The organism is Paraburkholderia sp. FT54 (assembly GCF_031585635.1).
GTDB lineage: Bacteria > Pseudomonadota > Gammaproteobacteria > Burkholderiales > Burkholderiaceae > Paraburkholderia.
In genome coordinates, this window is sequence record NZ_CP134196.1 from 15133 (window position 1) to 38928 (window position 23796).

Below are 23796 nucleotides of genomic sequence, written 5' to 3' on the forward strand. Positions count from 1 at the left end.
CCAGAGAAGGGTTTGCTCCACGTCGCAACCGTAGATGCTCCGAGCGGTGACGGAAATGTGATCGCGCCGATGCCTTGCGTCGCCGAGTGGTCTGGCTAGGGCGGCTGCCAATCCGAATGCATTTGGGCGCGACGGCGACGTGGCTCTGCATAACACCACGAGGGTCACCCAGCGACGCGATGCGCGCGGTGACGGCGAGGGTGCGGTCGACGACCGGCGCGGCCCGAAAATTTATGCGCATAAACTCGTCGCCGCGGGATCTGCTTTGAAGCTCTTTCGCCAGTAGCGAGTCGGCTCCACAGTTCAATGCTTCATCTCGGTGATCACAGCATCGGGCGGTGTGACCTGACGTGCCAGGGTCCCTCGAGGACGGTCGCACGCAGCGCGCACAGGCTGCAACAGCTACAGCCAGATAGCGTGGCCAGTGCGGAAAAAAGCAGATGCCCGGCGCTTTATGCGCATAAACCAGCAGCCCGACCCGGCGCAGACAGGAACGTTGCCGCGCTTCGAAGCGCACGCCACGCGGTCACGAAGGAATCGGGAGTGGTGGAATGCATCCTCCGCAAATCGTCACCCACCACAAATACAACAGGCTCTGCGTGCATCGCCCAACCGCTTCCCCACCCGCTAAAATCGCCGCGCGACAACGCACAATCCATTGACCCTCGCACGCGGCGGCGAGCCACCATCACGACCCCAGGGAGCCCATGATCACGATCTACCACAACCCCCGCTGCTCAAAATCGCGCGCAGCATGCGAGTTAATCACCGGCACGTACGGCAGCGAAAACGAGGCAACAGAAATCGTCGAATACCTGAAGTGTCCGCTCACGGTCGAACAACTCAAGCAACTCAACGCCCAACTAGGCTGCCCAGTCCGCGAGATGATTCGCGACACCGAAGCCGAATACAAAGAACTCCAACTCTCCGACGCCACCCTGAATGACACTCAGCTATACGAAGCATTGGCGAACCATCCCATCCTTCTGCAACGGCCGATCGTCGTGCGAAACGGCCGAGCCGTCATCGGCCGGCCGCCGGAAAACGTCGCCGCGCTATTCGCCTGAATGGCGTAGCGAAGCGCCCGAATCGAAGCCGGTTATCCAGCCTGCAAGCTAGACTTTGCTGGCAGGCAACGCTGCATCCTTAGTGATGAGCTTTGTCGGGATGATGCGCAGTTCGCTGAAAGTGTCAGCGATACGTTGTTGTTCCGCGAGCACGTTCGCATCGACAGGTTTATAGACGTGCGCGTAGTGCCGCAAGCCCGCTTCGATCACCCCCGCGTCGAGCCCCTGAATCGGCGCAAGTTCTGCAGCGGCTTCGCTGTAATGCCCCCGTACCCACGCGCCTTCTTTGCCCACTTCATCCATCGTGATCGCGAGCACATCGGCGTTCTGTTCGGCGAACGAGCGGGCGCTCAGGAAGAACTGGTGATGGCTCACAATGCCCTCGGCATCCGCCAGCAAGCGCGCGTTCGACTGCCGCTTCGCCGCTTCGAGGAACGGATCCCAGATCGCCCATGCATCGATCGCACCGCGTTCAAAGGCCGCGCGTGCATCGGCGGGTGCCAGAAAGACCGGCTGAACTTCGCTGTACTTAACGCCGCTTTTCTGTAGCGCGGCAACCATAAACCAGTGAACATCCGAGCCTTTGTTGAAGGCGATTTTCTTGCCCTTCAGATCGGCCAGCGTTTTGATGGGCGCGTCCTGATGCACCAGAATGCCTTCGGCGTGCGGCGTCGGAACCTCATAGGCGACGTAGACGAAGTTCGCGCCGGCGGCCTGCGCGAACACCGGCGGCGCCTCGCCGACATAGCCGAAGTCGATGGCGCCGACGTTCAGTCCTTCCAGCAACTGCGGCCCCGCAGGGAACTCGGTCCATTTGACGGTGATGCCGAGCGGCGCGAGCCGCTTTTCGAGCGTCCCGTGCGCCTTCAGCAACACCAGCGTATTGGCGGCTTTCTGATATCCGATGCGGAACTCCTTGGCGTGCGCATCGGCGGCAAAAACGGAGGTCGAGACAATGGGCAGCGTGGCGGCGGCCAGCGAAACGCCCACACCGGCAATGAAGGCGCGGCGCGTGAGCAACGAATGACGTGACATGAAGTGGCTCGAAAAAAGACGGACGCAAAACGGACCGATTGGCTCCGACGATAATTCGCCTGCAAGCCTGGACGAACCGATAAATTCGCATAAGCAAATCACGCGAGCGGCCGAAGCGCACCGGCCTCGATCTGCCCGCCTTGCTGCGTCGAATCTGCGCCCCCCGCTACAATTCGTCATCCGCGCCCGGCCGCGGCTGCGTCAATCGACAAAAAGGGACTCCGTGCATCTGACGACAACACTCGCGCCGTGGTCATCCCACGACACCCAACTCATTCTGTCGTGCGTGCTCGGGCTCGCACTGATCATCGTTTTCATCAGCGTACTGAAACTCGCGCCGTTCCTGTCGATTCTGGTCGGCACGTTCGCCGCGGGTTTTTCCGCCGGCCTGCCGCTCGAAGCGGTCGCCAGCGCATTCAGTAAAGGCGCCGGCGCGCTGCTCGGCGACGTCGGCATCATCATTGCGCTCGGCGCCATGCTCGGCGCGCTCATGGCCGAATCCGGCGCCGCCGACCGGCTCGTCTCGACCATTCTCAAACACTCCACGCCACGCACTCTGCCGTGGATGATGGCGGTGGTCGCGCTGATCATCGGCTTGCCGCTCTTCTTCGAAGTCGGCCTGGTGATGATGGTACCGATCATCTTCGTGATGGCGCGCCGTTCGCAGCAGCCAATCCTTCGCATCGCGATTCCGGCGCTGGCCGGCATGACCACATTGCACGCGCTCCTGCCGCCGCATCCCGGTCCACTGATCGCGGTGAGCGCATTGCATGCCGATCTCGGCCTGACGCTCGGGCTCGGTCTGATCGTCGCGATTCCCGCGGTGATCCTCGCCGGTCCGCTGTATGGCATCTGGTTATCCAAGCGGATGCACGTGGTCGAGCCGGAAGAAATGGGCAAGCTCTTCAGCGCCAAGCAAGACACCGGCGAGCCGCCGAGTTTCGCGATCTCGCTCATCACGATTCTGTTGCCCGTCGTGTTGATGCTAGGGCGCACGGTCGCCAAGCTGCTGCTTGTGCCCGAAACGTTCCTGTTCAACACGCTGAATTTCCTGGGTGAGCCGCTGATCGCGCTCGGCCTCACCGTGCTGTTCGCCGTGGTGGCGCTGGGTTGGTCGCGGGGCATGGCGCGCGAGCGCGTCGGCGGTATCCTGCGCAAGAGCTTGCCGCCGATCGCCGCGCTGCTGCTGACCATCGGCGCCGGCGGCGGCCTCAAGCAGGCGCTCGTGGTAGCGGGCATCAGTTCGACCATCGGCAAGATCGCAGTCGGCGCGCACATGCCGCTGATTCTGCTGGCGTGGCTGATCGCCGTCGCGCTGCGCCAGGCGACGGGCTCGGCGACGGTTGCCACCACCACGACGGCCGGCATCGTCGCGCCGGTCGTCGCCGGTCTCAGCACGACGCACAATTCGCTGATGGCGCTCGCCATCGGCGCGGGCTCGGTGTTCTTCTGCCACGTGAACGATGCCGGCTTCTGGATGGTCCGCGAGTACTTCGGTCTGCAACTGAAACAGACCGTGATGGTCTGGTCGGTGTTGCAGACGATCGTGTCCGTCGTCGGCCTCGCGCTCACACTCGTGTTGTGGACCGTGCTGACGTGACGGCGCCATAGCCTCGCGCGGCGTTGGCAGGAATTGATGCGCGACTGTCCATTCCGGGCAGCCAGCGCCGCTTACACTGCGCGGCAGGCGAGCTGCGCTCCCGCACCTCGCTTCCCTGAAAACGCGGAGCCACCATGCTTGAACTGAGACCGTCCTGCGAAGGATGCGGCAAGTCGCTGCCGCCGAACGCGTCCGAAGCCATGATCTGCACGTACGAGTGCACCTTCTGCGAAGTGTGCGCGCTCACTACGCTGCGCAACGTGTGTCCGAATTGCGGCGGCAATTTCCAGCATCGGCCGGTTCGCACGCGCGCGCAACTCGAGAAACACCCGGCCGGTACAGCATCGCATCCCGTTTCGATCGACGAAACGTCGCACGCGCGTTTCTTCGAGCGCTACCGGAACACGCCGCCCGGCGAGCGCTAGACCAAGTGGCGCGCTCACGCCTGCCGTGCCACCAAAGCGCGACGCACCCACGCGCGCCGGCTCACAGCGCGCTTCAATCGTCGTTATTCACCGCACCCGGCGTCGCGATTCCACTCGCCGTATGCGCCGCCACGCGAAGCAAGCGGATCTGCTTTCGATAGTTGCGGCAGCCGCTGCAAGTCGGCAGATGCAGCCGGATCGCGACCCACTCGCCGGTCGTCAAGGAGCGGTCGAGCGCGTCGGACAACAAGCGCGTGATGTGCTTACATTTCCCCATTTGCGTCCTCGCGGGATAGGCCCTGTTCGCTCAGGCAAGTGCGCAAACGCAGCCGCGCGCGGTAGATCAGGACGCTGCAATGATTGGCGGTCATCTGCAATTCGGCGCAGATCGCCTCGGTTTCGAGATCGAGAAATTCGCGCATCATGAACACGCGTCCGATGTGCTCGGGCAAGTGTTCCAGGCACATCTCGAACAAGGTCCAGAACTGTTGCTGACGCAGCGCGGTTTCAGGCGTCGGCCAAGGGCGCGGCTTGGTTTCGCGCGACCAATGGCCGTTGTCCTTGAACAGCTCGCGATCGAGCAACGCTTCACCGTCGAGTTCGGATTCGAGCGCCGACAGGTTGATCGTGCGTCGCCGGGCGCGCAGTGTGTCGACGAGTTTGTGCCGCAGGATGCCGAAAACCCAGGTCTTATGTTCCGACTGCGCCGTGAATCGATCGGCTTGCGCCCATGCCGCGGCGAGCGCCTCCTGGACGGCGTCTTCCGCCGCGGCGGCATCGCGCAACTGCAAACGGGCGAAGCGCACCAGGTCGCGTCGCAATTGCGTCAGATAAACGGGATCGTCGAGCGCCGGCCCGCTCATTTGCGCCATGGACGGCCCCGTTGGCGCGATCCTGAATGCCGCGGTTTTTTTCTTGGATCGTAGTGATTCATGAGCGGTTGGTTTTCCTCGCGCTGTGGCTGAGCGCGTACGCCATTCTCCCGCAAGCGCCTGCGCAATCGAATCGGTATTGAACATAGGCCCGACCATGAGCGATGACCAGAATGGACTTAGTCGCGCCGCGCACGTGCTTATGACAACCACAAAACATTATTGCGAAAATTGAAATCGTCGCCGGTTGGGGCGTTTGCGGCGGACTGCCGTGCGCGGATTACCCGTCGCCAATGGGCACTCGAATCTGGCGCCAATTGCCCGACTGGATTATTTCAGTAATTGAAAAGAAGTCTTCTTGTCTTCGCTGTTTGTCGGCGAAGACTCAGTCGCTATTCTCCACTCCATCGATCGCACCAGATCGCGAACCAAACGCTGAAGAGGAGTAGCACCATGAAACGCATTCTTTCCGCCCTGATCGCTTCCGTCGCCCTGTTTGCGGCCGCTTCGGGCGCCGCCCACGCTGCCGCCCCGTCGCAATGCAACGGCCCGGCGTCGTACTGCAACGTGTTCTTCGGCAACTGATCGGCCGACGGGCGCAGATCCGTCAGCGAGAAGATTTCTCGAACAACAAAAGAAGGGCGCCGATAGCGGTGCCCTTTTTGCTTTTGATCGGCGCTGACCCAAACGAAGTCCAGAAAAACACAGTCCAGGGAAGCCGCGCGTCACAGCAGCGGCAAACAATACGCGACACCCCAAAGCAACACTCGCGCCCGGCGCGCAAATGCGTTCAATGCTCACCCTACTAACGTGTTACAGTGGGTCAACAGCTTGCAGTTCTCCTGCGCATCGCGCGCAGTCCCTGACGCAAACGCCTCGCGTCATAGCGCCCTGAACGAACAGGGTCCCTTCCTCCTACGCAACTCCGCGGTGTCGTCGAGCGGGCTAATGAAGCGGCCGTTCTTTACGCACATCGTCGATCAACACGACGTTTCGCAGGTACACCGCGACCTGGCGGGCATTGCGCCCGACAACGACGCCACGTTCCACGAAAGTCTTCACCGGAGACGAGCATCATGGGCAATACGATCAGAAGCTATCGGGGTCTTGAGATCTATCCGTTGGTGTATCCGCACCAGCCGAGCGGTCTCGATGGCGTCCGCCACTACGACTCCGGCTTCGACGCCGCTGTGCGAATCTGCAGGCGGGGCACCGACGACACGATGACCAGCAGCCGCGTGTTTCGCGTGCCGAGCCGTTCGCCGTTCGGCGCGGCAGGCGACGCGCGCATTGCTTCAGCCAGTTACGCGGAGCAGGTTATCGACGGCATGGTTGCCGGCCAGTCGATCGCTGGGCTCTGATGCGTGCGCGAATGGCAAGTCAAGTTTCCAGGCGCGCGCAGGGCGCGAATCATCCGGTGCTCACGGGGCGCGCGAACTATCAGGTGATGGCGTCTTCGCGCCGCATCTCGAGCGGCACTGTGCCGACGCTGAAAGTCATCCGCCTGAGCGACGAACGGGTGATCTACCCGTTCCAGGGGCACGCCGACATGCCCTTTTTCGAAGATGCCGAAGCGGCGCAGACGTTTGCCGAGACCTACGGCTGGCAACTGGTGGATGGTGACATCGCGGTGCCGGAGTGACACGCTGAACGCGGAGCGAGGCAAGCTCGTGACGTAAGGCCGCAAGCAAGGCACAACGCCTCGCCTTCACGGTGGGCAAAGCGCCACCGCAAAGCGCGCCACGCACAACCGCGGCGGCGCAAGACCCCCGCGCCGTCTTGCCGGCGACTAGATCTTCCCACCGCCGTCCATGCCGCTGCCGCGGCGCCACACTTCCTTGCCGCGTTCGGACAACTCGCCGCTACTATGCGCGGCGTCGGCTTCCGTACCTTCGATGGCCATCTCACCGCCTGGCTGTTCCTGTGCCCGCTGCTTTTCCTTCTTGCGAGCGGCCACGGCTTCGTCGTGGGATTTACCTGCGTAATTCGCACTCATGGTTCGATCCTCCATAAAGTAGGGTTCGCTCACGCGGCGCGCGTAATCGCTCACTGATGCCCAGCGCGTCGATTTCCGCCAGAGCGGGACACAAACAAACACCTGGTTGCCTCAAAACGTCCTAGGCCGGAAGCATGCTTGATTGACAAGGCAAAAGTACCAGTTATCCACAAGGTTATTCAGCAAATCTGTGGATAACTTTCTGCGGGGCAAGGTTATCCACCGCGCACCACGTCGTATGTGCCCCAATAGTCGCGAGGCGGTATTTGGCGCGGGTCGTCGCCGCATGCGCTGCTTTTGCCTATGATGGACAGTTCGTACCCTTATGCGCATCAAGCGCGTCACAAGAAGGAAGCGAATCATGACCCACCACATTGCAGTGGTCGTCGGCAGCTTGCGGCGCGACTCGTTCAATCGGCACCTGGCGCAGGCCGTGATTTCACTCGCGCCGTCCGACTTCACCTTCGAATTCATCGACATCGGCTCGTTGCCCCTCTACAGCCAGGACTACGACGCCGACTATCCGGAAGCCGGCAAACAGCTGAAGCAGCGGATCGAAGCCGCCGATGGCCTGCTATTTGTCACGCCCGAATACAACCGGTCCATACCCGGCGTGCTGAAAAACGCGCTCGACTGGGCTTCGCGCCCGTGGGGCACCAATTCGTGGCGCGGCAAACCCGGCGCCGTGCTCGGCACGTCGGTCGGCGGGACTGGCACGGCGTTGGCGCAACAGCATCTGCGCAACGTGCTGGCGTATCTCGATGTGGCGACGCTCGGTCAACCCGAGGTGTTCATCAAGCACGATCCGGCGGTCATCAACGAAAAAGGCGAGATCCTGAACGACGGCACGCGTAAATTCCTGCAGACTTTCGTCGACCGCTACGTCACGTGGGTCAAGCGCCACACCGCTGCCTGATGCGCCTGGCGATACGTAACGGAGCGGGCAGGCCAGACGGCTCAATGCGGCGGCAACGCCGTAATCTCACGGCCTGCCGCCACGGACGCTGTCACGTTCACACGTGGTGATGTCCTGTCACCCGCTCCCAGCCGTGACGCACGGCCAGCTTGAAGCGCTCCCAAGTGCTGTCCGGCGAGGTGCTTTCCCAATGACGTCGGGCTTCCGGTTCGACGTCGTCCCACGGCTGGTCGCGATAGCGCATGTCCTTGCCGATCTCCGCGCCATAGCGGTAGGCCGGCACGTAGTCTTCGTAACGCGCGCTTTCGGAGGCGTACTGCTCGTCGTAGTGTGCGCGGAAGTCTTCCTCGTACTCGAGATATTCGTTCGGCATCTGGCCGCCTAAACCGGCGGTCGGCTGCCCCGCTTCCGAGACGACTTCGGATGGCTGCATGATCGCGCCCGAACCCGGAACCGAGCCTGCCGCGATTGCACTACGGCCCACGTCGCCGACCAGCGGATCCGTGACCGGTTCGTTGAGCGGGTCCGTCACCGGCCGCTCGCTAAGCGGCGGTGGCACGAACGGCTCGGCGTCGGTGCTGCCCGGCGGCACGGTGTACCGTGGATCAGCCGTCGTGGCCGGCCTTGTGGTCGCCCCGGCGCTCGACGCCGGCATGCTCGACGCACGCGGTGTGCCGGGCGTCATGGCGCCGATGCCGAGTTCATCGAGGACGGAATGCTCGCGTCCGGATTCCTCCGTTTGCGCGTCCCAGCCTGGCGAGCGTTCGCCGATGTCGGTCGCACCCAGTCTCGTCAAGGTATTGCGCGCGAGGTCGGCATGGGCTTCGCTTGCCGCGCTGACGCAGACGAGCACGGCGCCGCGGCGCACGGCTTCGGCGTAGCGCGCGGTTTCCGGCGCACGCGGACCGCTGGCAAACAGACTCGACAGGAAGCGTTCGATATTCGCCAGCACGCCAGAACTGGCGACTTCGTCGGTCGCGGAACCGACAGACGGCTCCGGATTCGCCTGCAATTCGATCGTTTCGCGTCCAAAACCAGTCTCGACGAGCGTGTCGCGTGCAGCTTCCGCTTGAGCATAGGTGTCGAATAAACCAATCACGGTGTGTCGCATGGCTGTCTCCCGACGTATTTGGCACAACGGACGGCACGCCAACGCGCCGTCCTCCTTGCTTCGGTACTGCGCAACGATCATGCCGGGTCCGGGCGACCGGCCTGCGCCCGCTGGCGCCTACCCGCGCGCAGCGGCGACGCAAAAAAGCGCGGCCTGCCGCCGCGCTTTTACAACCGCTGGTAAATGTCAGACTTCAGGCCACGCCCACCAGCGCGGGCCTCACTCCGCCGGATGCGCCGCCGGATCGGCGCCCGTCTGCGCCAGATCGTGCTGGATCGCTTGCAGGAGTTCTTCCAGCAGACCGATATCGAAAGGCTTGGAGAGCACCCGCACGTCGACGTGGCGGGCACGGTCGAGCTCTTCCGCGTAGCCGGTGACGAGAATGACCGGCAGTTTGGTGTGAAATGCGAGCACCGCCTCGGCCAGATCGATGCCATTCAAGGTGCCGGGCATATGGATGTCGGACAGCACTAGATCGAACGGCAGCGGTTCGCCGGTGCGGGCTTGCCGCGCGTGGGCGTCGTCGAACAGGCGCAGCGCGGTGTCGGCGTTGAAGACGCACGTGACCTGATGGCCCATCATCTGCAGCAGGGCTTCGGTGCCGGCGGCCACTTCCTGGTTGTCCTCGACCAGCAGAATGCGCAGGCCAGGCGGCGCGCCGTTTTGCTCGACGCTCGTTTCAGGCGGTCCGTCGGCCTCCGGCTCGGCCGTGGCGCGCGGCAGATAGAGACGCACGGAAGTGCCCGCGCCAACCGCGCTGTCGATCGCGGCGAGGCCGCCGGAGCGCTCGCAGAACGCGAAAACCTGCGGCAAACCGAGACCCGTGCCCATGCCTTTCGGCTTGGTCGTGAAAAGCGGCTCGAAGGCGCGCGCGAGCACGTCGGGCGCCATGCCCGCGCCGGTATCTTCGAGCGACAGCTGCACGAAGTCGCCCGTTAGCGGAAAGCCGTCTTCGTGCCGGAAATGGATATTGGTGGCGCGCACTGTGAAGCGCCCGCCGTTCGGCATGGCGTCGCGCGCGTTCACCGCAACGTTGATGAGCGCCAGCTCCAGTTCCGCGACATCGACGCGCATCGGCCAGACCTTGACACTGATATCGATCACCAGCGATACCTTCGCGCCGAGCGAGGCGCGCAGCAACTCGCGGCACGCCGGCAGCCAGCGTTCCAGCGACAGTGTCTCGTTGCGCAAGGGCTGCTTGCGCGCAACGCCGAGCAGCTGCCGGGTGAGCGACTGGCCGCTCTTGAGCGCCCGCTCCATCGCCGACAGTTCGCGGTCCAGACCGCTTGTACCGCGCCGCCGCACGATCTGCACGTTGGCGGAGAGGATCATCAGCAGGTTATTGAAGTCGTGCGCGACGCTGCCGACCAGCGTGCCCAGCGCTTCCATCTTGCGCGACTGACGGTACGCCGATTCGATCGAGCGGCGCATGGACGCTTCGGCCTGCCAGCGTTGCCACGCCTCCTCTTCGGCGCCGAGGCGGCGCAGCGACAACCAGATCACGCACCACAGCGCGATGGACGGCGTGAACATCGACAGGATCAGCACGCCGAGGTGCCGGTACCACGCGGCCCAGATCGCCGAGGCGCGATAGCCGCATACCACGTACACGGGATACGAACCGACGTGGCGGAACGCGAGGATCAGATTTTCGCCGTCGACATTCGAATGCATGCGTATCACGCCGGCCCGACGTCCCTGCGCGAGCGCTTCGGCGAACGGCGTTTGCGACGCCATGGCGGTGGGCTCGCGCGGCGTGCGCGGATAGTGCGCGAGGATCGAGCCGTCCGTGCGCACGAGGCTCATGGTCATCGGCGTGCCGCTGTTGTTGCCGCCGAGCAGTTCGCGATAGAACGCGTCGAAATAGCTCGGCCGCAGCGCGACGGAGACCACGCCGGCGAACGAGCCGTCCGCGCCGAGCCGCTTGACGCCCATGTTGAACACCTGTTCGCCGGCCACGTGCCCCGTCATGACCTTCGACACATGCTCGAGATCCTTGCCGTCGCGAATGCCCGTGAAGTCCTCGCGCTCGCCGACCGAGATGGCCGGCGACGGCAGGTAGCGGCTGCTGGCGAGCAAGGCGCCGTCGCGCCCGAAGATCGACACGGCCGCCACCTGCGGATAGCCGCCGCCCATGACGCGCAACTTCTCGTGAATGGCGGCTTCGCGGGCGCGAATGCCGTCGTCGTCAAGACCCTCGGTCAGATCGACGATGCGCGCATCGAGCGTTTCGTTCATGTCGAACACTTTCAGCGCGTGTTCTTCGGCAATCCGCACCGTGCGCAGCGTCATGTCGGTGGCGTCGGCCTCGCGCGTGCGCCAATCGCTGAGCGCCATGGCCGCGACATACACGCATGGCAGGACGATCGCCACGATCAGCAGGGCGATCAGGGTAATGCGCCGCACATGGAAATTCTGTTCCGGCACGGCTGGGAACAACGCCTCATCCTGCCGGCTAGCGGCACGGCGACTCGCGGGCGGCGGTTCGAACCGGTCTGGTGTCATTGTCGATAATGCGAAGGTCATTCGGGACGCAGAGGCCCGGAGTCAGCATCATACGAGAAGCATAGACGCGGCGCGGCGGTAGAAGTTACTCGCGGCAAACGGGCCGCCTCGGCGGCTGTCGGACCGCCATCGACTGACGACTCAATCGTCTGCTTTTTAAAACAGCGACGAATCGAGAAGCGCAAACGTACACAAAAGGATAGAAGTAAAAGGATCCCTTCAAAACATATCGAAATATTCTAAAAAATAGTGCTTGGTGGGAAAATGTATTTAACGAAAGCGAAATCGGCGAGTTGCCTTTCCGCCGTTTTACTTCGAGAATCAGCCCCATGATAAGAGTGCGTCCGCCATGTTCGGACGCATCTGCCGCGAGGGCACCCAGCCAAGCCATGCGTACCACGCGTGGCGGAAGGCGTTCGCGGATCACGTGCGCGGCAAGGGACCAGCCCGATCCACGAGGCCGCGCAGATTCATCTACGGGGTAGGCTTCGAACATGCCGGTCATCGCCGTCGTCCATCGTGCGCGTACGTTCTCAGGCGTGCCCACCGGTTCCATCCATCGCGCCTCGCCGCGCGCGCTCCCCGCTCGCCTGCAATCCGCATTTCAGCAAGCTTCAGCCCGCTTTGCCGCTGGTCGACAGAGTTCGCGCTAAAGAATCCTCCTCCATACGCCGTTAACGCGAGTGAGCTAATTCCGCTTTCCGACCCGCCCATGTCATTGCCTATTGTGATCGCCGACGATTCGCTGCTTGCCCGCAAGGTGCTCACCAAGGCATTGCCGCCGGACTGGGAGGTCGACGTGTCTTACGCATCGAACGGGCGCGAAGCGCTCGCGCTGTATCGCGAAGGCAAAGCGTCGGTGATGTTCCTCGATCTGACCATGCCGGACATGACCGGTTATCAGGTGCTGGAAGCACTGCAGCACGAGGATCTGAACACCTTCGTCATCGTCGTCTCCGCTGACGTTCAGCCGATGGCCCAGTCGCGCGTGCGCGCGCTCGGTGCTGTCGCGTTCATCGCCAAGCCCGTGACGCCCGATTCGGTACTACCCATCCTCAAGGAGTACGGGTTGTATGTCTGAGCCAGTCCTCAACGAAGATCAGCGCGACGCGCTGCAAGAGGTCGCCAATCTGGCGATGGGCCAAGCCGCGACGCGTCTGGCGCGGCTGCTCGATGCGTTCATCGAGTTGTCGGTGCCGCGCGTGAAGGTGGTGGCGGTCAGCGAGGCGGCGCAGGCGCTGCGGGAGATGACCGGGATCGAGGACACCGTGAGCGCGGTGCGCCAGGGTTTCCGCTCCGATATCAAGGGCGAGGCGCTGGTGATCTGCCGCAGCGACAGCATCGAACAACTGTGCGCGCTCGTCAGCGATCCATACTCGCGCTCGACCTACGAGGCGGTGAGCCAGACAGAGCTGGTGTTCGATGTGGCGAACGTGCTGACTGGCGCCTGCGTGTCGTGCATTCTCGACCAGCTCGGCCGCACGCCGATCTTCTCGGCGCCGGGTTTGCTCGGCGAAGCCATGACGCTCGACGAGGTCTTCCAGCCCGGTGTGCTGCAATGGGAAGTGGCCTTGCTGGTCGAAGTGAATTTCGCGCTCGAGGACCAGAGTTTCCGCGCGCACCTCGTGATGCTGATGGCCGAAGAATCGATTCGCCACATGAACAACGCGCTCGACGCGCTGCTGTCGAGCCTATGAATGCGCCCGTGGACTCGTTGAGCGATCTGGTGGTCGAACGTGTCGGTTTCGGCATTTTCGTACTGGATCGCGACATGAACGTGCTCATGTGGAACCGCTTCATGCAGGATCACAGCGGGCTGACGCCGGACCAGGTGGTCGGCAAGTCGCTATACACGCATTTTCCCGAACTGCCGCGCGTGTGGCTGTCGCGCAAGATCGAAAGCGTGTTCCAGCTCGGCAGCTTTGCGTTCAGTTCGTGGGAACAGCGCCCGTATCTCTTCAAGTTCGATCACGACCGGCCGATTACGGGCGGTGTCGATTTCATGCAGCAGGACTGCACCTTCATGCCGCTGATGCGTGAGCGCGAAGTGGTGGCGGTGTGCGTGACCATTTCCGACGTCACGCACGTGAGCATCGTGCAGCGCGAACGCGAAGAGGCGGTCGCCAAGCTGCAGGAATATGCCGACCGCGACGGCCTGACGGGCATTGCCAACCGCCGCTTCTTCGAAGCGCGCCTGCGCGACGAATACACGCGCTGGCAGCGCTACGGCGGCGACATGTCGGTGCTGCTGTTCGATCTCGACCACTTCAAGAAAATCAACGACCAGTTCGGCCACGGCGTCGGCGACACGGTGTTGCGCGTGATGGCCCAGCGCGTCGCCGAGGTGGTGCGGGCGCAGGACACGTTCGGGCGCTTCGGCGGCGAGGAATTCGCGCTGCTGCTGCCGTGCACGCCGCTCGACGACGCGATGCGCGTCGCGGAAAAGATCCGCTGCACGATCGCCGACACGCCGGTCGAAGTGCAGGGCACGAGCGTGCCGGTGACGGCGAGCGTCGGCGGCGCGTCGGCGCGGGGCGGCGTGCCTTCATATGACGTGCTCATCAACGAAGCCGACGCTGCGTTGTACAGCGCGAAACGGCAAGGACGCAACCGCTCGGTCGGGTTCGTCTGACTTCGCGCGAGCACGGCCTTCAGCCTTGCGAGAGGCTCCGCGCAAGCCTCGAGGCGTGCCGCGAGGCGCACGGGCGAGCCCGCCTCAGGCTTCCTTCCGGCCCCTTATCCGCCGCCGAATCTGCGGCATCTCACAAACGTTGATATACTTTTCGCCGTTTCCGGCCTCCCAGCCGGGTCTTTCGCGCGTGTCCGCGCGCGCTTGCCGCCGGCCCTGCGGCAGGCATCAAACTTCTTGAACGCCTTTCAGCGGGCGCCTCCTGCGGAGATCGTCTTGGCTGTTTCCAATCTTGTCGTGGACGATACAGAAATCGACGCCGCTGCCGCCACGTCCGGCAGCTCGTTCTATCTCGCCATGCGCATCCTGCCGGCCGCGCAGCGCGACGCGATGTATCAGGTCTACGCTTTCTGCCGCGCCGTCGACGATATCGCCGACAGCGACATGCCGCGCGCCGAACGCGCCGCCGCGCTCGAGCGCTGGCGGGCCGACATCGACGCGTGCTACGCCGGCGCGCCGCGCGCTTCGCTGCGCGCGCTGACGCGGCACATTCATACGTTTCATCTGCAACGCGAAGACTTCCACGCGATGATCGACGGCATGGCAATGGACGCCGCCGAAGACATCTGCGCCCCCGATGAAGACACGCTCGACCTCTATTGCGACCGCGTCGCGAGCGCGGCGGGCCGTCTATCGGTGAGGATATTCGGGATGCAGGAAGAGCTCGGCCGTTTGCTCGCGCATCATCTGGGCCGCGCGCTGCAGCTCACCAACATCCTGCGCGATATCGACGAAGACGCCGGCATCAATCGCTGCTATCTGCCGCACGAATTGCTGGCGCGCGAAGGCATCGCGGTGACGAACCCCACGCAGATCGCCGACGACCCGTCGCTGCCGCGCGTGTGCGCCACGCTCGCCGAGCGGGCCAAGGAACACTTCGCCGCGTCCGACGCGATCATGGACCGCGAGCCGCGCAATCACGTGCGGGCGCCGCGCATCATGTCGGGCGTGTATCGCGTGCTGCTCGAACGGACGCTGGAGCGCGGCTTCGACATTCCGCGTACGAAGGTCAGCAAGCCAAAGCTCCGCATGCTGTGGATCGTCGCGCGTTACGCGCTCTTCTGAGCTGATGCAAAAGCTCGTACATGTGGTCGGCGCAGGCCTTGCCGGCCTGGCCGCCGCAGTGCAGTTGCAACGGCGCGGCGCGCACGTCGTGCTGCATGAAGCCGCTGCCCAGGCGGGCGGCCGTTGCCGTTCGTATTACGACGCCAGGCTGGGCGCGACGCTCGACACCGGCAATCACATGATGGTGTCGGGCAATGCCGCGACGCTCAACTACGCACGAGCGATCGGCGCCGCCGACGAACTGGTCGGCCCGGCCCATCCCGAATATGCGTTCGTGGATCTGGCCACGCGGGCGCGCTGGACCGTGCGCCTGTCGCCGGGACATCTGCCGTGGTGGATCTTCGACCCGAACGCGCGCGTGCCGAACACGGCGCCAGGCGACTATCTGGCGCTGCTGCCGCTGCTGTTTGCCAAACCCGGGCGCAGCGTCGCGCAGACCATGCGTTGCAACGGTGCGTTGTGGGACCGTCTGCTGCGGCCGCTGTTTCACGCCATGCTGAACGTCGAGCCGCGCGAAGCCTCGGCGGAACTGACGGGCGCCATGGTGCGCGAGGCTCTGCTCGCCGGCGGCCTTGCGTGCCGGCCGCTGGTGGCGCGCAACGGTCTCGGCAGCGCGTTCGTGGATCCGGCGCTGCGGCTGCTGCAACATGGCGGCGCGGCGATCAGGCTGGGTTCGCGCCTGGACGGAATCGTCTTTGCCGCCGACAACCGTCGCGTACAAGCGCTGAATTTCGCCGCTGAAAGCATCGCGCTCGACGCGAACCAGGCCGTGATCCTCGCGGTCCCGCCTGAAATCGCGCAAACGCTCGTGCAGGGTTTGCGCGCACCGACGCGCTTCGCGGCGACCGTCAACGTGCATTTCGCGGTCGAGCCGCCGTTTGGCTTGCCGCAGGTCACCGGGCTGCTCAACGGCACGGCTGAATGGCTGTTCGCCTTCGAAGGCCGCTTGTCGGCGACCGTGAACGGTGCTGAGCGGCTGCTCGACACGCCGCATGAAGCACTCGCGGCCACGGTCTGGGCCGAAGTGGCTCAGGCGGCCAGTTTGCCGGTCGCGCCAATGCCGGCCTGGCAGGTCGTCGTGGAAAAACGCGCGACCTTCGCCGCGCTGCCGGATCAGGAGACGCGGCGGCCCGGCACGCGCACTCGCTGGAATAACTTGATGCTCGCGGGCGACTGGACGGCTACCGGTCTGCCCGCGACGATTGAAGGCGCGATCCGCTCAGGCCAGAAGGCCGCGGATACGTTGCTGAATGAACCGATGGAACGCCGATGAACGATTTATCTCAAGCCCAGCCACTGGACGCCGTGCTGCCCGAATTCGCCGACGCCACGCCGGACGCGACCGCGCCGGCTGTTGCGGGTGAGGCGCCCGCAGCGTCGCTCGACACCGCGATCACGCGCGCGACCGATGCGATTCTCGCCGCGCAGAAGGCGGACGGCCACTGGGTCTACGAACTCGAAGCCGACGCCACGATTCCCGCTGAATACGTGCTGCTGGTCCACTATCTCGGTGAAACACCGAACGTGGAGCTGGAACAGAAGATCGCGCGCTATCTGCGCCGCATCCAGTTGCCCGACGGCGGCTGGCCACTGTTTACCGACGGCGCGCTCGACGTCAGCGCCAGCGTGAAGGCGTATTTCGCACTGAAGATGATCGGCGACCCGGCGGACGCCGAGCACATGGTCCACGCACGCGAGGCAATTCTCGCCAACGGCGGTGCCGAAACCGTGAACGTCTTCACGCGGATTCTGCTTGCGCTGTTCGGCGTGGTGTCCTGGCGCGCGGTGCCGATGATGCCCGTCGAGATCATGCTGTTGCCCATGTGGTTCCCGTTCCATCTGTCGAAGGTGTCGTACTGGGCGCGTACCGTCATCGTGCCGCTGCTCGTGCTGAATGCGAAGCGGCCGGTGGCGCGCAACCCGCGCCGCGTGCGGATCGACGAGTTGTTCCGCGGCGCGCCGGTCAACACCGGCCCGCGCGATCGGGCGCCGCATCAGCATTCCGGCTGGTTCCGGTTTTTCAGTGGCGTGGACGTGCTGCTGCGCGCCGTCGACGGCCTGCTCCCGAAAGCCACGCGCGAGCGCGCGGTGCGGCAAGCGGTGGCTTTCGTCGACGAACGGCTCAATGGCGAAGACGGCCTCGGCGCGATTTTCCCGGCCATGGCGAACTCGGTGATGATGTACGACGTGCTTGGCTATCCGGCCGATCATCCGAATCGCGCGATTGCTCGCCAGTCGATCGACAAGCTGCTCGTTATCAAGGATGACGAAGCGTATTGCCAGCCGTGTCTGTCGCCGGTATGGGATACCTCGCTCGCGGCGCACGCGCTGCTCGAAACCGGCGAGGCGCACGCCGAACAGGCGGCCGAACGCGGGCTCGCGTGGCTGCGTCCGCTGCAGATTCTCGACGTGCGCGGCGACTGGATTTCGCGCCGTCCGAATGTGCGGCCGGGCGGTTGGGCGTTCCAGTACAACAACGCGCATTACCCGGACGTCGACGATACGGCGGTGGTCGTGATGGCGATGCAGCGCTCGGCAACGGTGACGCAATCGGATGTCGATCGCGAAGCGATTGCGCGGGCGCGCGAGTGGGTGGTCGGCATGCAGAGCAGCGACGGCGGCTGGGGCGCGTTCGAACCGGAAAACACGCAGTATTACCTGAACAACATTCCGTTCTCCGATCACGGCGCCTTGCTCGATCCGCCGACCGCGGACGTCTCGGGCCGCTGTCTGTCGATGCTCGCGCAACTCGGCGAACTGCCGCAGAACAGCGAGCCGGCGCAACGCGCGTTCGCGTACATGCTGCGGGAGCAGGAATCGGACGGCAGCTGGTACGGCCGCTGGGGCCTGAACTACATCTACGGCACGTGGACCGCGCTGTGTTCGCTGAACGCAGCCGGCATGCCGCACGACGACCCGCACATGAAGCGCGCGGCGCAGTGGCTCCTGTCGATCCAGAACGAAGACGGCGGCTGGGGCGAGGGCGGCGAGAGCTACAAGCTCGACTACCACGGTTACGAGCGCGCGCCGAGCACGGCTTCGCAAACCGCGTGGGCGCTGATGGGCCTGATGGCGGCCGGCGAGGTCGATCACGAAGCGGTCGCGCGAGGCGTCGCGTATTTGCAGCGTGAACAGCGCGAGCACGGTCTGTGGGACGAAGCGCGTTTCACCGCGACCGGCTTCCCGCGCGTGTTCTATCTGCGTTATCACGGCTATCGCAAGTTCTTCCCGCTGTGGGCACTGGCGCGCTTCCGTCATCTGAAGCGCAACGGCCTCACGCGCGTCGCCGTCGGGATGTAACGGATGCCGCTTTCCCCAACGCCGTCAACCGATGACGGCCGCCGTCCCTTGCCGGTAATCGTGGTGACGGGCATGGCGTTCGAGGCGCGCATCGCGCGTGGCGAAGGCGTCGAGGTCGTCTACGCGGCGCGCGCCGACCTGCTGGAGAGCGCGTTGAGCGCGGCGGTGGCGCGTGGCTGTTCGGGCATCATCAGTTTCGGTACGGCGGGCGGTTTGGCGCCGGACCTGGAGCCGGGCTCGCTGATCGTCGCGGACGCCGTCGAGGGTCCGTTTGGGCGCCTCCAGACCGATCGGCCATGGTCCGACCGGCTCGCGGCCGCGCTGGCGGCAGGCCCGCTCTCCGCGCGTTTGCGGCGTGGTCTCATGGCGGCAGTCACCGCGCCTCTGGTGACGGCGGGCGACAAGGACGTGCTGCATCGCTCGAACGGCGCTCTAGCGGTGGACATGGAGTCGCACATTGCCGGCGCGAAAGCGGCCGCGCACGGGGTCCCGTTTGCCGTGTGCCGCGCGATCGTCGATCCGGCGTGGCGCACGCTGCCTTCCGCGGCGACCGCCGGCCTGCGCGACGACGGCGGCACGGCGCTCGGGCCGATTCTGCGGGAATTGATGCGGCAGCCGTCGCAGCTCGGCGCGCTGATTCAGGTTGCCGTCGACGCCCGGGCGGCGCGCATTTCGCTGGTGCAGGCGCGACGCGCGATAGGCGAGGCCGGGGCATTGCGCGTGACCATCGGCTGAAGCGCGCGCCGCCGCGCTATTTCCCTTTTATTCAGCAGTTATTGAAATACTAGGGAAAACCCTTATATTTGGTACAATGTTAGTGTTAACCCTAGGTCGTGCCGTTAAGGCGCGCGGCCCAAGCGCCTCGAACACGGAGTACCAAAATGAATTTCCACACCAGAAAGTGGGTCAAGCCCGAAGATCTGAACCCCAACGGCACGCTGTTCGGCGGCAGCCTTCTACGCTGGATCGATGAAGAAGCCGCCATTTACGCCATCTGCCAGCTCGACAATCAGCGCGTCGTGACCAAGTTCATGTCCGAGATCAACTTCGTCAGCTCGGCGCGGCAGGGCGACATCATCGAACTCGGCATGACCGCCACGCATTTCGGCCGCACCTCGATCACGCTCCGCTGCGAAGTGCGCAACAAGATCACGCGCAAAAGCATCCTGACCGTCGAGAAAATGGTGTTCGTCAATCTCGACGAGAACGGCGAGCCGGGGCCTCACGGGCGCACGCGGATTCGTTATGCGGATGAGGCGTTTGCCCGCTATCGCGAGAATTCGCGCCCGGTGCCGAAAGGCGCGGTTGCCGTCGAAGAAGAGCGGGTTGCGTCGCGCGCCGAGGTGGATAGCTTGCATTGAGCCGGTTGATCGGCTCCGACTCAAGCTGTGGCGCAGTGCGCGCCGATGCGGTAATTCGTTCTGTTTTTGCCAGCGCTTAGCTCGGCTTTGCGGGGCGCCCGTTCTGGGCGCCCCGTCTGAATCCCAATTCTTATTGCGTCACTGGCGCCGAGGCCGGCTGTGTGCGGTCGGCCGGTGTTGCGGGCGGCGTCCGTGCGGCCGCGCCTGACGCGCCGTTGGGCGCCGCTGCCGGCACGGCCGGCGGGGAGCCCGCTGGACCGCTCGCGGGCGTTTCGCCTGGATCACTGTAATCAGGCACACCTGCCGGCACGGCCGGCTTCGCGCCCGCCGCGCCGCTTGCGGGCGTCTCACCCGGATCGGTGTAGTCAGGCACGCCTGCCGGGGCGCCTGTGGCAGCGCCAGAGGCCGCATTAGGGGCTTCCGCGGCGTCGCCCGGATCCGCATAGTTCGGCAGAGCACCTGCCGCCGGCGCGCCGGCTGCGGGCGCCGACGAGGCGCCGGAATCGCCTTGATCGTCATAGTTCGGCAGCGGCGCAGCGTTGTCGCTGGTGCCGCGCAGACGCGCCCGGCGTTGCTGCGTATACGCGTCGCGCACGAACGAGTACTTGTCCAGCGCAGCTTGTTGCAGCAGATCCGAAGCACCCAGCAGGTCTGAACGCACGCTCACGAATTGCAGTACGTAGAGCGGATTGCGCAGCGCCGGCTCCATGTAGTTCAGCGGGTTGAACTTCACGTCGACGATAAGACCCATGCTGTCGCGCACCGTGCTCGGGCCGAACAGCGGCAGGACGAGGTACGGACCCGACGGAATGCCCCAGTGTCCCAGCGTCAGGCCGAAATCCTGATGATGCTTAGGCAGCCCGGCCGGTGTCGCCCAATCGAGCAAGCCGCCCAGACCGAAGGTGGAGTTGAACGCGAAACGGACGATGTCCTCGGTCGCGTCGGTGATCTTCAACTGCAGCAGCGCGTTCGCGGCGTTGGTCAGATCGCCCAGATTCGAGAAGAAGTTGCTTACGGCGGTGCGCAACGGCTGCGGCGTCACCTTCTGGTAGCCCTTCGCCACCGGAACGGCGACGTAGCGGTCCAGTCCATCGTTGAAATTGAACACCGCCCGGTTCATGGGTTCGAACGGGTCGCCGGGCTTGCGGTCGGGGCCGGTGGCGCAGCCAGAAATCAAACCGGTGGCGACGAGTGCCAGCGCGGTGTTACGCAGCTTCATGCTTATATTCCTTTTTGCTTCGCGCGACGTGAGCGCGGCTTACCCATCAGCACGGGTTGAAACACCACTGCGCCGATCAGCGTACAGAACAGCGAGAGCGCCAGCAGACGCCCCATGCTGGAAGTCCCCGGGTGGTGCGACAGCCAGAGGCTGCCAAACGCCGTCGCCGTGGTCGCCGCACTGAACAGCACAGCGTGCGTCAGGCTCGACTGCAGGAGGCCGGTCTGACCATGGCGCCACGCCATCACGAAGTAGATCTTGAACGCTACGCCGACGCCGAGCATCAGCGGCAACGCGATGATATTCGCAAAGTTCAGCGGCATGCCGAATACCACGCACAACTCGAGCGTCACGAGCGCCGACACCAGCAGGGGAACCAGCGTGCGCAGCATGTCGCCGACGCGCCGCAGCGCGATCCAGAGCAGAATCGCAATCGACACGAGCGCGTAACCGGCGGCCTGCAGAAACGCCTTGATGATGGTGTCGGCCGAGTGCAGGATCGAAATCGGGCCGCCGATCGCGCCCGGCTCCGCCTTCTTCACGGCGTGCGCAAAGTGCGCGAGCATGACGTCGTCGTTCGGGTCGGTGCCGGGTTTCACCTTCGGCGAGATGTCGACGAGGGCGCGGCCGTCTTTCGAGATCCAGCCTTTGGAGATCTCCTTGGGCAGATTTTCGCGCGTGATCTCGGTGGGTTGCAGCAGGTTGGCCAACTGCTTCAGCGCAATGCGCAGCGTCTCGGACATCGCGGTTTCGGCGCGGTCGCGCGTGGCGGCATCGGCAGCGGCTAATTTCTGCAATGTGGCGGACAGATGTTTGGCTTCGGCGGCGCCTGGTCCCGGGTGATCGTCGGCGGCGAGCGAGAGCTGGTTCGACGCGCGTTTGAGCGCGGCGACGCGCACGGCATCCGTCGCCTGTTGCGCGGGCTGTTGCTGCAGCGCGGGCAATAGCTGCTGCGCAGCGCTCACGATCAGCATCAGCTTTTGCTGCTGATCGGCGGGAACGAAGGTGTCGAGCGTATTGACGCGGCCCACTTCCGGCAACGTACGCAGACGCGCGGCCATGCGATCGGCGTCGGCGAGCGACGGCGCCAGCGCATGCACGTTGTTGACCGCCGCCTCAGGCGAATCCTTCAGCGACAACAGCGTCTCCATCGATTCCGTGTGCGGATCCTTCAGATGAAGCGGGTTGAAGTCGAAGCGCAAATGCGTAAGCAACGGCGTGGCGCCGATCACGACGATGAGCGTGCCAATCAGCACCGGTTTGCGATGGCGATCGAGGAAATCGTCGACGGGCGCGAGTTGCTTGAAACCAGGCGAACCGGCTTCGCCGGGCGGCCTGAAGATCTTCAGCAGGGCCGGCAGCAGCGTCATGTTGGTGAAGTACGCGACGAACATGCCGACGCCCGCGATCTCGCCCAACTCGGACACGCCGCGGTAAGCCGTCGGCAGGAACGAGAAGAAGCTCAACGCGACGGCGACCGCGGCGAGCGTGAGCGGCACGCCGATGCTGTGCGACGTATGCATGAGGGCCGCGGAAAGCCGGTTGTCGCGATTGCGCTCCTCGCGATACTTGACGCCGAACTGCACGCCGAAATCGACCCCGAGTCCGACGAACAGCACCATGAAGGCGACCGAAATCATGTTGAGCGCGCCCACCAGCAGCAGGCCGAGCGCCGCGGTAATCGCGAGCCCGACGAACAGCGTGATGAACACGGCGGCGATCATGCGGCCCGAGCGCAGCGCCAGCCACAAAATGATCAGCACGACGATGAAGGTGCCGATGCCGTTGAGCACCGCGCCGTCCTTGACCGACGCGAACTCTTCGTCCGCGAGCGGCTGTTCGCCCGTGAGACGGACAGTGGCGCCGTAGCGCGAGTCGAGGTGCAGCGCGGCGGCGGTGTCGCGGATCGACTTCGAGGCCGTCGCGCCGGGCTCCAGCGCGTCGTAGTTCACGACCGGCTGCACGATGACGAAGGCGCGCGCCGGCTCGGTGGCCGCGCTCTTGTCGACCAACGCACGCCACGAGAAGGCGGCCGGCTGGCCAGCCAGCACGCCGTCGAGTGTGGTCGCGCTTTGCGACAGCAGATGGCTCATGTCGCCGAGCTTCACTTGACCCAGTTGAAGCGGCAGCAACAGACTTGTGGTGAGCGTGCCGGCAAGGCCGGTCAGGCTCGGATCGTGCGCGAGGGCGTTGACGAGCGGGCGCGATTGGACGAGCTGCGAGGTGGTCGACATCACCTCGTCGATTGATGGGAACAGCAGGCCGTTGTGCTCGAAGAACGGGCCGCCGGCCGGCTGCGAAACCGCGACGAACTCTTTGGGATCGGCCTTGAGCGCCGTGGTCAGGGCTTGTGCGGCGGCGTCGGCGAACTCCGGCGCGCGCGCCTGGACCACCACTAGAACAGTTTGACCACGGTCCGGAAAGGCCTGGTCCATGGCATCTTCGAGCGACGACCATTGCTTGTCGGTCTCGACGAGACGGCTGATGTCCGTGTTGATCTTGAAGTTATAGGCAACGTAAAAACCGCTCAGCACGGTGAGCACGAGCGACAGCACGACGATCCTCATCGGATGACGCACTGAATAGGCGACGAGACGGACAATAGATGACTTCAGCATGTAGGCGAACGTGGCCT

The 23796-nt window shown here is 64.4% G+C and carries 23 protein-coding genes; 15 read left to right on the top strand and 8 right to left on the bottom strand.

What is annotated here, in order from left to right; genetic code table 11:
- The first annotated feature begins 707 nt into the window (after nt 1-707).
- Nucleotides 708-1067 carry an arsenate reductase (glutaredoxin) gene (gene arsC / locus RI103_RS19345; RefSeq protein ID WP_310816932.1) on the top strand — a complete coding sequence of 120 codons (360 nt, stop codon included), beginning with the start codon at nt 708-710 and terminating at the stop codon, nt 1065-1067.
- Between the two features lie 48 nt (nt 1068-1115).
- Here the strand turns inward: arsC and RI103_RS19350 are convergent, their stop codons facing one another.
- A complete protein-coding gene (locus RI103_RS19350) occupies nt 1116-2102 on the bottom strand; it encodes a sulfonate ABC transporter substrate-binding protein (protein ID WP_310816933.1) in 987 nt (328 codons plus the stop codon).
- Between the two features lie 223 nt (nt 2103-2325).
- On the opposite strand from RI103_RS19350, the gene RI103_RS19355 reads away from it, so the two are divergent.
- Both RI103_RS19355 and RI103_RS19360 read left to right on the top strand, forming a co-directional pair.
- Nucleotides 2326-3702: a gluconate:H+ symporter gene (locus tag RI103_RS19355; RefSeq protein WP_310816934.1), complete on the top strand. Its 1377-nt coding sequence runs from the start codon at nt 2326-2328 to the stop codon at nt 3700-3702.
- Between the two features lie 134 nt (nt 3703-3836).
- The gene (locus tag RI103_RS19360) at nt 3837-4127 is read left to right on the top strand and encodes a DUF1272 domain-containing protein (RefSeq protein ID WP_310816936.1); all 291 of its coding nucleotides are present in this window, start codon (nt 3837-3839) and stop codon (nt 4125-4127) included.
- A 73-nt stretch (nt 4128-4200) separates the two neighbouring features.
- Here RI103_RS19360 and RI103_RS19365 read toward each other — a convergent pair whose 3' ends face one another.
- Both RI103_RS19365 and RI103_RS19370 read right to left on the bottom strand, forming a co-directional pair.
- The gene (locus tag RI103_RS19365; RefSeq protein ID WP_310816937.1) at nt 4201-4404 is read right to left on the bottom strand and encodes a zf-HC2 domain-containing protein; all 204 of its coding nucleotides are present in this window, start codon (nt 4402-4404) and stop codon (nt 4201-4203) included.
- Nucleotides 4391-4999, bottom strand: a complete 609-nt coding sequence (locus RI103_RS19370) for an RNA polymerase factor sigma-70 (protein WP_310816938.1) — start codon at nt 4997-4999, stop codon at nt 4391-4393. Before RI103_RS19370 ends, RI103_RS19365 begins: the two co-directional genes overlap by 14 nt.
- Before the next feature lie 453 nt (nt 5000-5452).
- Between RI103_RS19370 and RI103_RS19375 the strand changes: the two genes are divergently transcribed.
- The 3 genes from RI103_RS19375 (at nt 5453) to RI103_RS19385 (ending at nt 6641) form a co-directional block, all read left to right on the top strand.
- Entirely contained in the window at nt 5453-5584 is a 132-nt protein-coding gene (locus tag RI103_RS19375) for a hypothetical protein (protein WP_013341997.1), read from the top strand.
- A 491-nt stretch (nt 5585-6075) separates the two neighbouring features.
- On the top strand, nt 6076-6360 hold the full coding sequence (locus tag RI103_RS19380; RefSeq protein WP_310816940.1) for a hypothetical protein: 285 nt from the start codon (nt 6076-6078) through the stop codon (nt 6358-6360).
- 11 nt (nt 6361-6371) lie between these two features.
- Nucleotides 6372-6641, top strand: coding sequence for a DUF6723 family protein (locus RI103_RS19385; RefSeq protein WP_310816942.1), 270 nt, complete (start codon nt 6372-6374; stop codon nt 6639-6641).
- Nucleotides 6642-6788: 147 nt separating this feature from the next.
- On the opposite strand, the gene RI103_RS19390 is transcribed toward RI103_RS19385, so the two are convergent.
- Nucleotides 6789-6995: a hypothetical protein gene (locus RI103_RS19390; protein ID WP_310816943.1), complete on the bottom strand. Its 207-nt coding sequence runs from the start codon at nt 6993-6995 to the stop codon at nt 6789-6791.
- Nucleotides 6996-7356: 361 nt separating this feature from the next.
- On the opposite strand from RI103_RS19390, the gene RI103_RS19395 reads away from it, so the two are divergent.
- Nucleotides 7357-7911 carry an NAD(P)H-dependent oxidoreductase gene (locus RI103_RS19395; RefSeq protein ID WP_310816944.1) on the top strand — a complete coding sequence of 185 codons (555 nt, stop codon included), beginning with the start codon at nt 7357-7359 and terminating at the stop codon, nt 7909-7911.
- Between the two features lie 97 nt (nt 7912-8008).
- Here RI103_RS19395 and RI103_RS19400 read toward each other — a convergent pair whose 3' ends face one another.
- A complete protein-coding gene (locus tag RI103_RS19400) occupies nt 8009-9022 on the bottom strand; it encodes a hypothetical protein (RefSeq protein ID WP_310816945.1) in 1014 nt (337 codons plus the stop codon).
- A 219-nt stretch (nt 9023-9241) separates the two neighbouring features.
- The gene (locus tag RI103_RS19405) at nt 9242-11527 is read right to left on the bottom strand and encodes an ATP-binding protein (protein WP_310816946.1); all 2286 of its coding nucleotides are present in this window, start codon (nt 11525-11527) and stop codon (nt 9242-9244) included.
- Nucleotides 11528-12239: 712 nt separating this feature from the next.
- On the opposite strand from RI103_RS19405, the gene RI103_RS19410 reads away from it, so the two are divergent.
- The 8 genes from RI103_RS19410 to RI103_RS19445 all read left to right on the top strand — a co-directional run bounded on the left by RI103_RS19410 (nt 12240) and on the right by RI103_RS19445 (nt 19942).
- Nucleotides 12240-12608, top strand: coding sequence for a response regulator (locus RI103_RS19410; protein WP_310816948.1), 369 nt, complete (start codon nt 12240-12242; stop codon nt 12606-12608).
- Nucleotides 12601-13224, top strand: coding sequence for a chemotaxis protein CheC (locus RI103_RS19415; RefSeq protein ID WP_310816950.1), 624 nt, complete (start codon nt 12601-12603; stop codon nt 13222-13224). Before RI103_RS19410 ends, RI103_RS19415 begins: the two co-directional genes overlap by 8 nt.
- Nucleotides 13221-14159, top strand: coding sequence for a diguanylate cyclase (locus tag RI103_RS19420; protein WP_310816951.1), 939 nt, complete (start codon nt 13221-13223; stop codon nt 14157-14159). The genes RI103_RS19415 and RI103_RS19420 overlap by 4 nt, the downstream gene beginning before the upstream one ends.
- 273 nt (nt 14160-14432) lie before the next feature.
- Nucleotides 14433-15281 (top strand): presqualene diphosphate synthase HpnD, encoded by an 849-nt coding sequence (hpnD, locus tag RI103_RS19425; RefSeq protein WP_310816952.1) that lies wholly within the window; start codon nt 14433-14435, stop codon nt 15279-15281.
- A 4-nt stretch (nt 15282-15285) separates the two neighbouring features.
- Nucleotides 15286-16554, top strand: a complete 1269-nt coding sequence (gene hpnE / locus RI103_RS19430; protein WP_310816954.1) for a hydroxysqualene dehydroxylase HpnE — start codon at nt 15286-15288, stop codon at nt 16552-16554.
- Nucleotides 16551-18581: a squalene--hopene cyclase gene (gene shc / locus RI103_RS19435; RefSeq protein WP_310816955.1), complete on the top strand. Its 2031-nt coding sequence runs from the start codon at nt 16551-16553 to the stop codon at nt 18579-18581. Before hpnE ends, shc begins: the two co-directional genes overlap by 4 nt.
- 3 nt (nt 18582-18584) lie before the next feature.
- Nucleotides 18585-19316 (top strand): phosphorylase, encoded by a 732-nt coding sequence (locus RI103_RS19440; RefSeq protein ID WP_310816956.1) that lies wholly within the window; start codon nt 18585-18587, stop codon nt 19314-19316.
- A 146-nt stretch (nt 19317-19462) separates the two neighbouring features.
- The gene (locus RI103_RS19445; protein ID WP_310816958.1) at nt 19463-19942 is read left to right on the top strand and encodes a hotdog domain-containing protein; all 480 of its coding nucleotides are present in this window, start codon (nt 19463-19465) and stop codon (nt 19940-19942) included.
- Between the two features lie 130 nt (nt 19943-20072).
- Here the strand turns inward: RI103_RS19445 and RI103_RS19450 are convergent, their stop codons facing one another.
- Together RI103_RS19450 and RI103_RS19455 are read right to left on the bottom strand one after the other, a co-directional pair.
- Nucleotides 20073-21161: an MlaA family lipoprotein gene (locus RI103_RS19450; RefSeq protein WP_310816959.1), complete on the bottom strand. Its 1089-nt coding sequence runs from the start codon at nt 21159-21161 to the stop codon at nt 20073-20075.
- A gap of 2 nt (nt 21162-21163) precedes the next feature.
- Nucleotides 21164-23779, bottom strand: coding sequence for an MMPL family transporter (locus RI103_RS19455; RefSeq protein WP_310816960.1), 2616 nt, complete (start codon nt 23777-23779; stop codon nt 21164-21166).
- Nucleotides 23780-23796 lie beyond the last annotated feature (17 nt).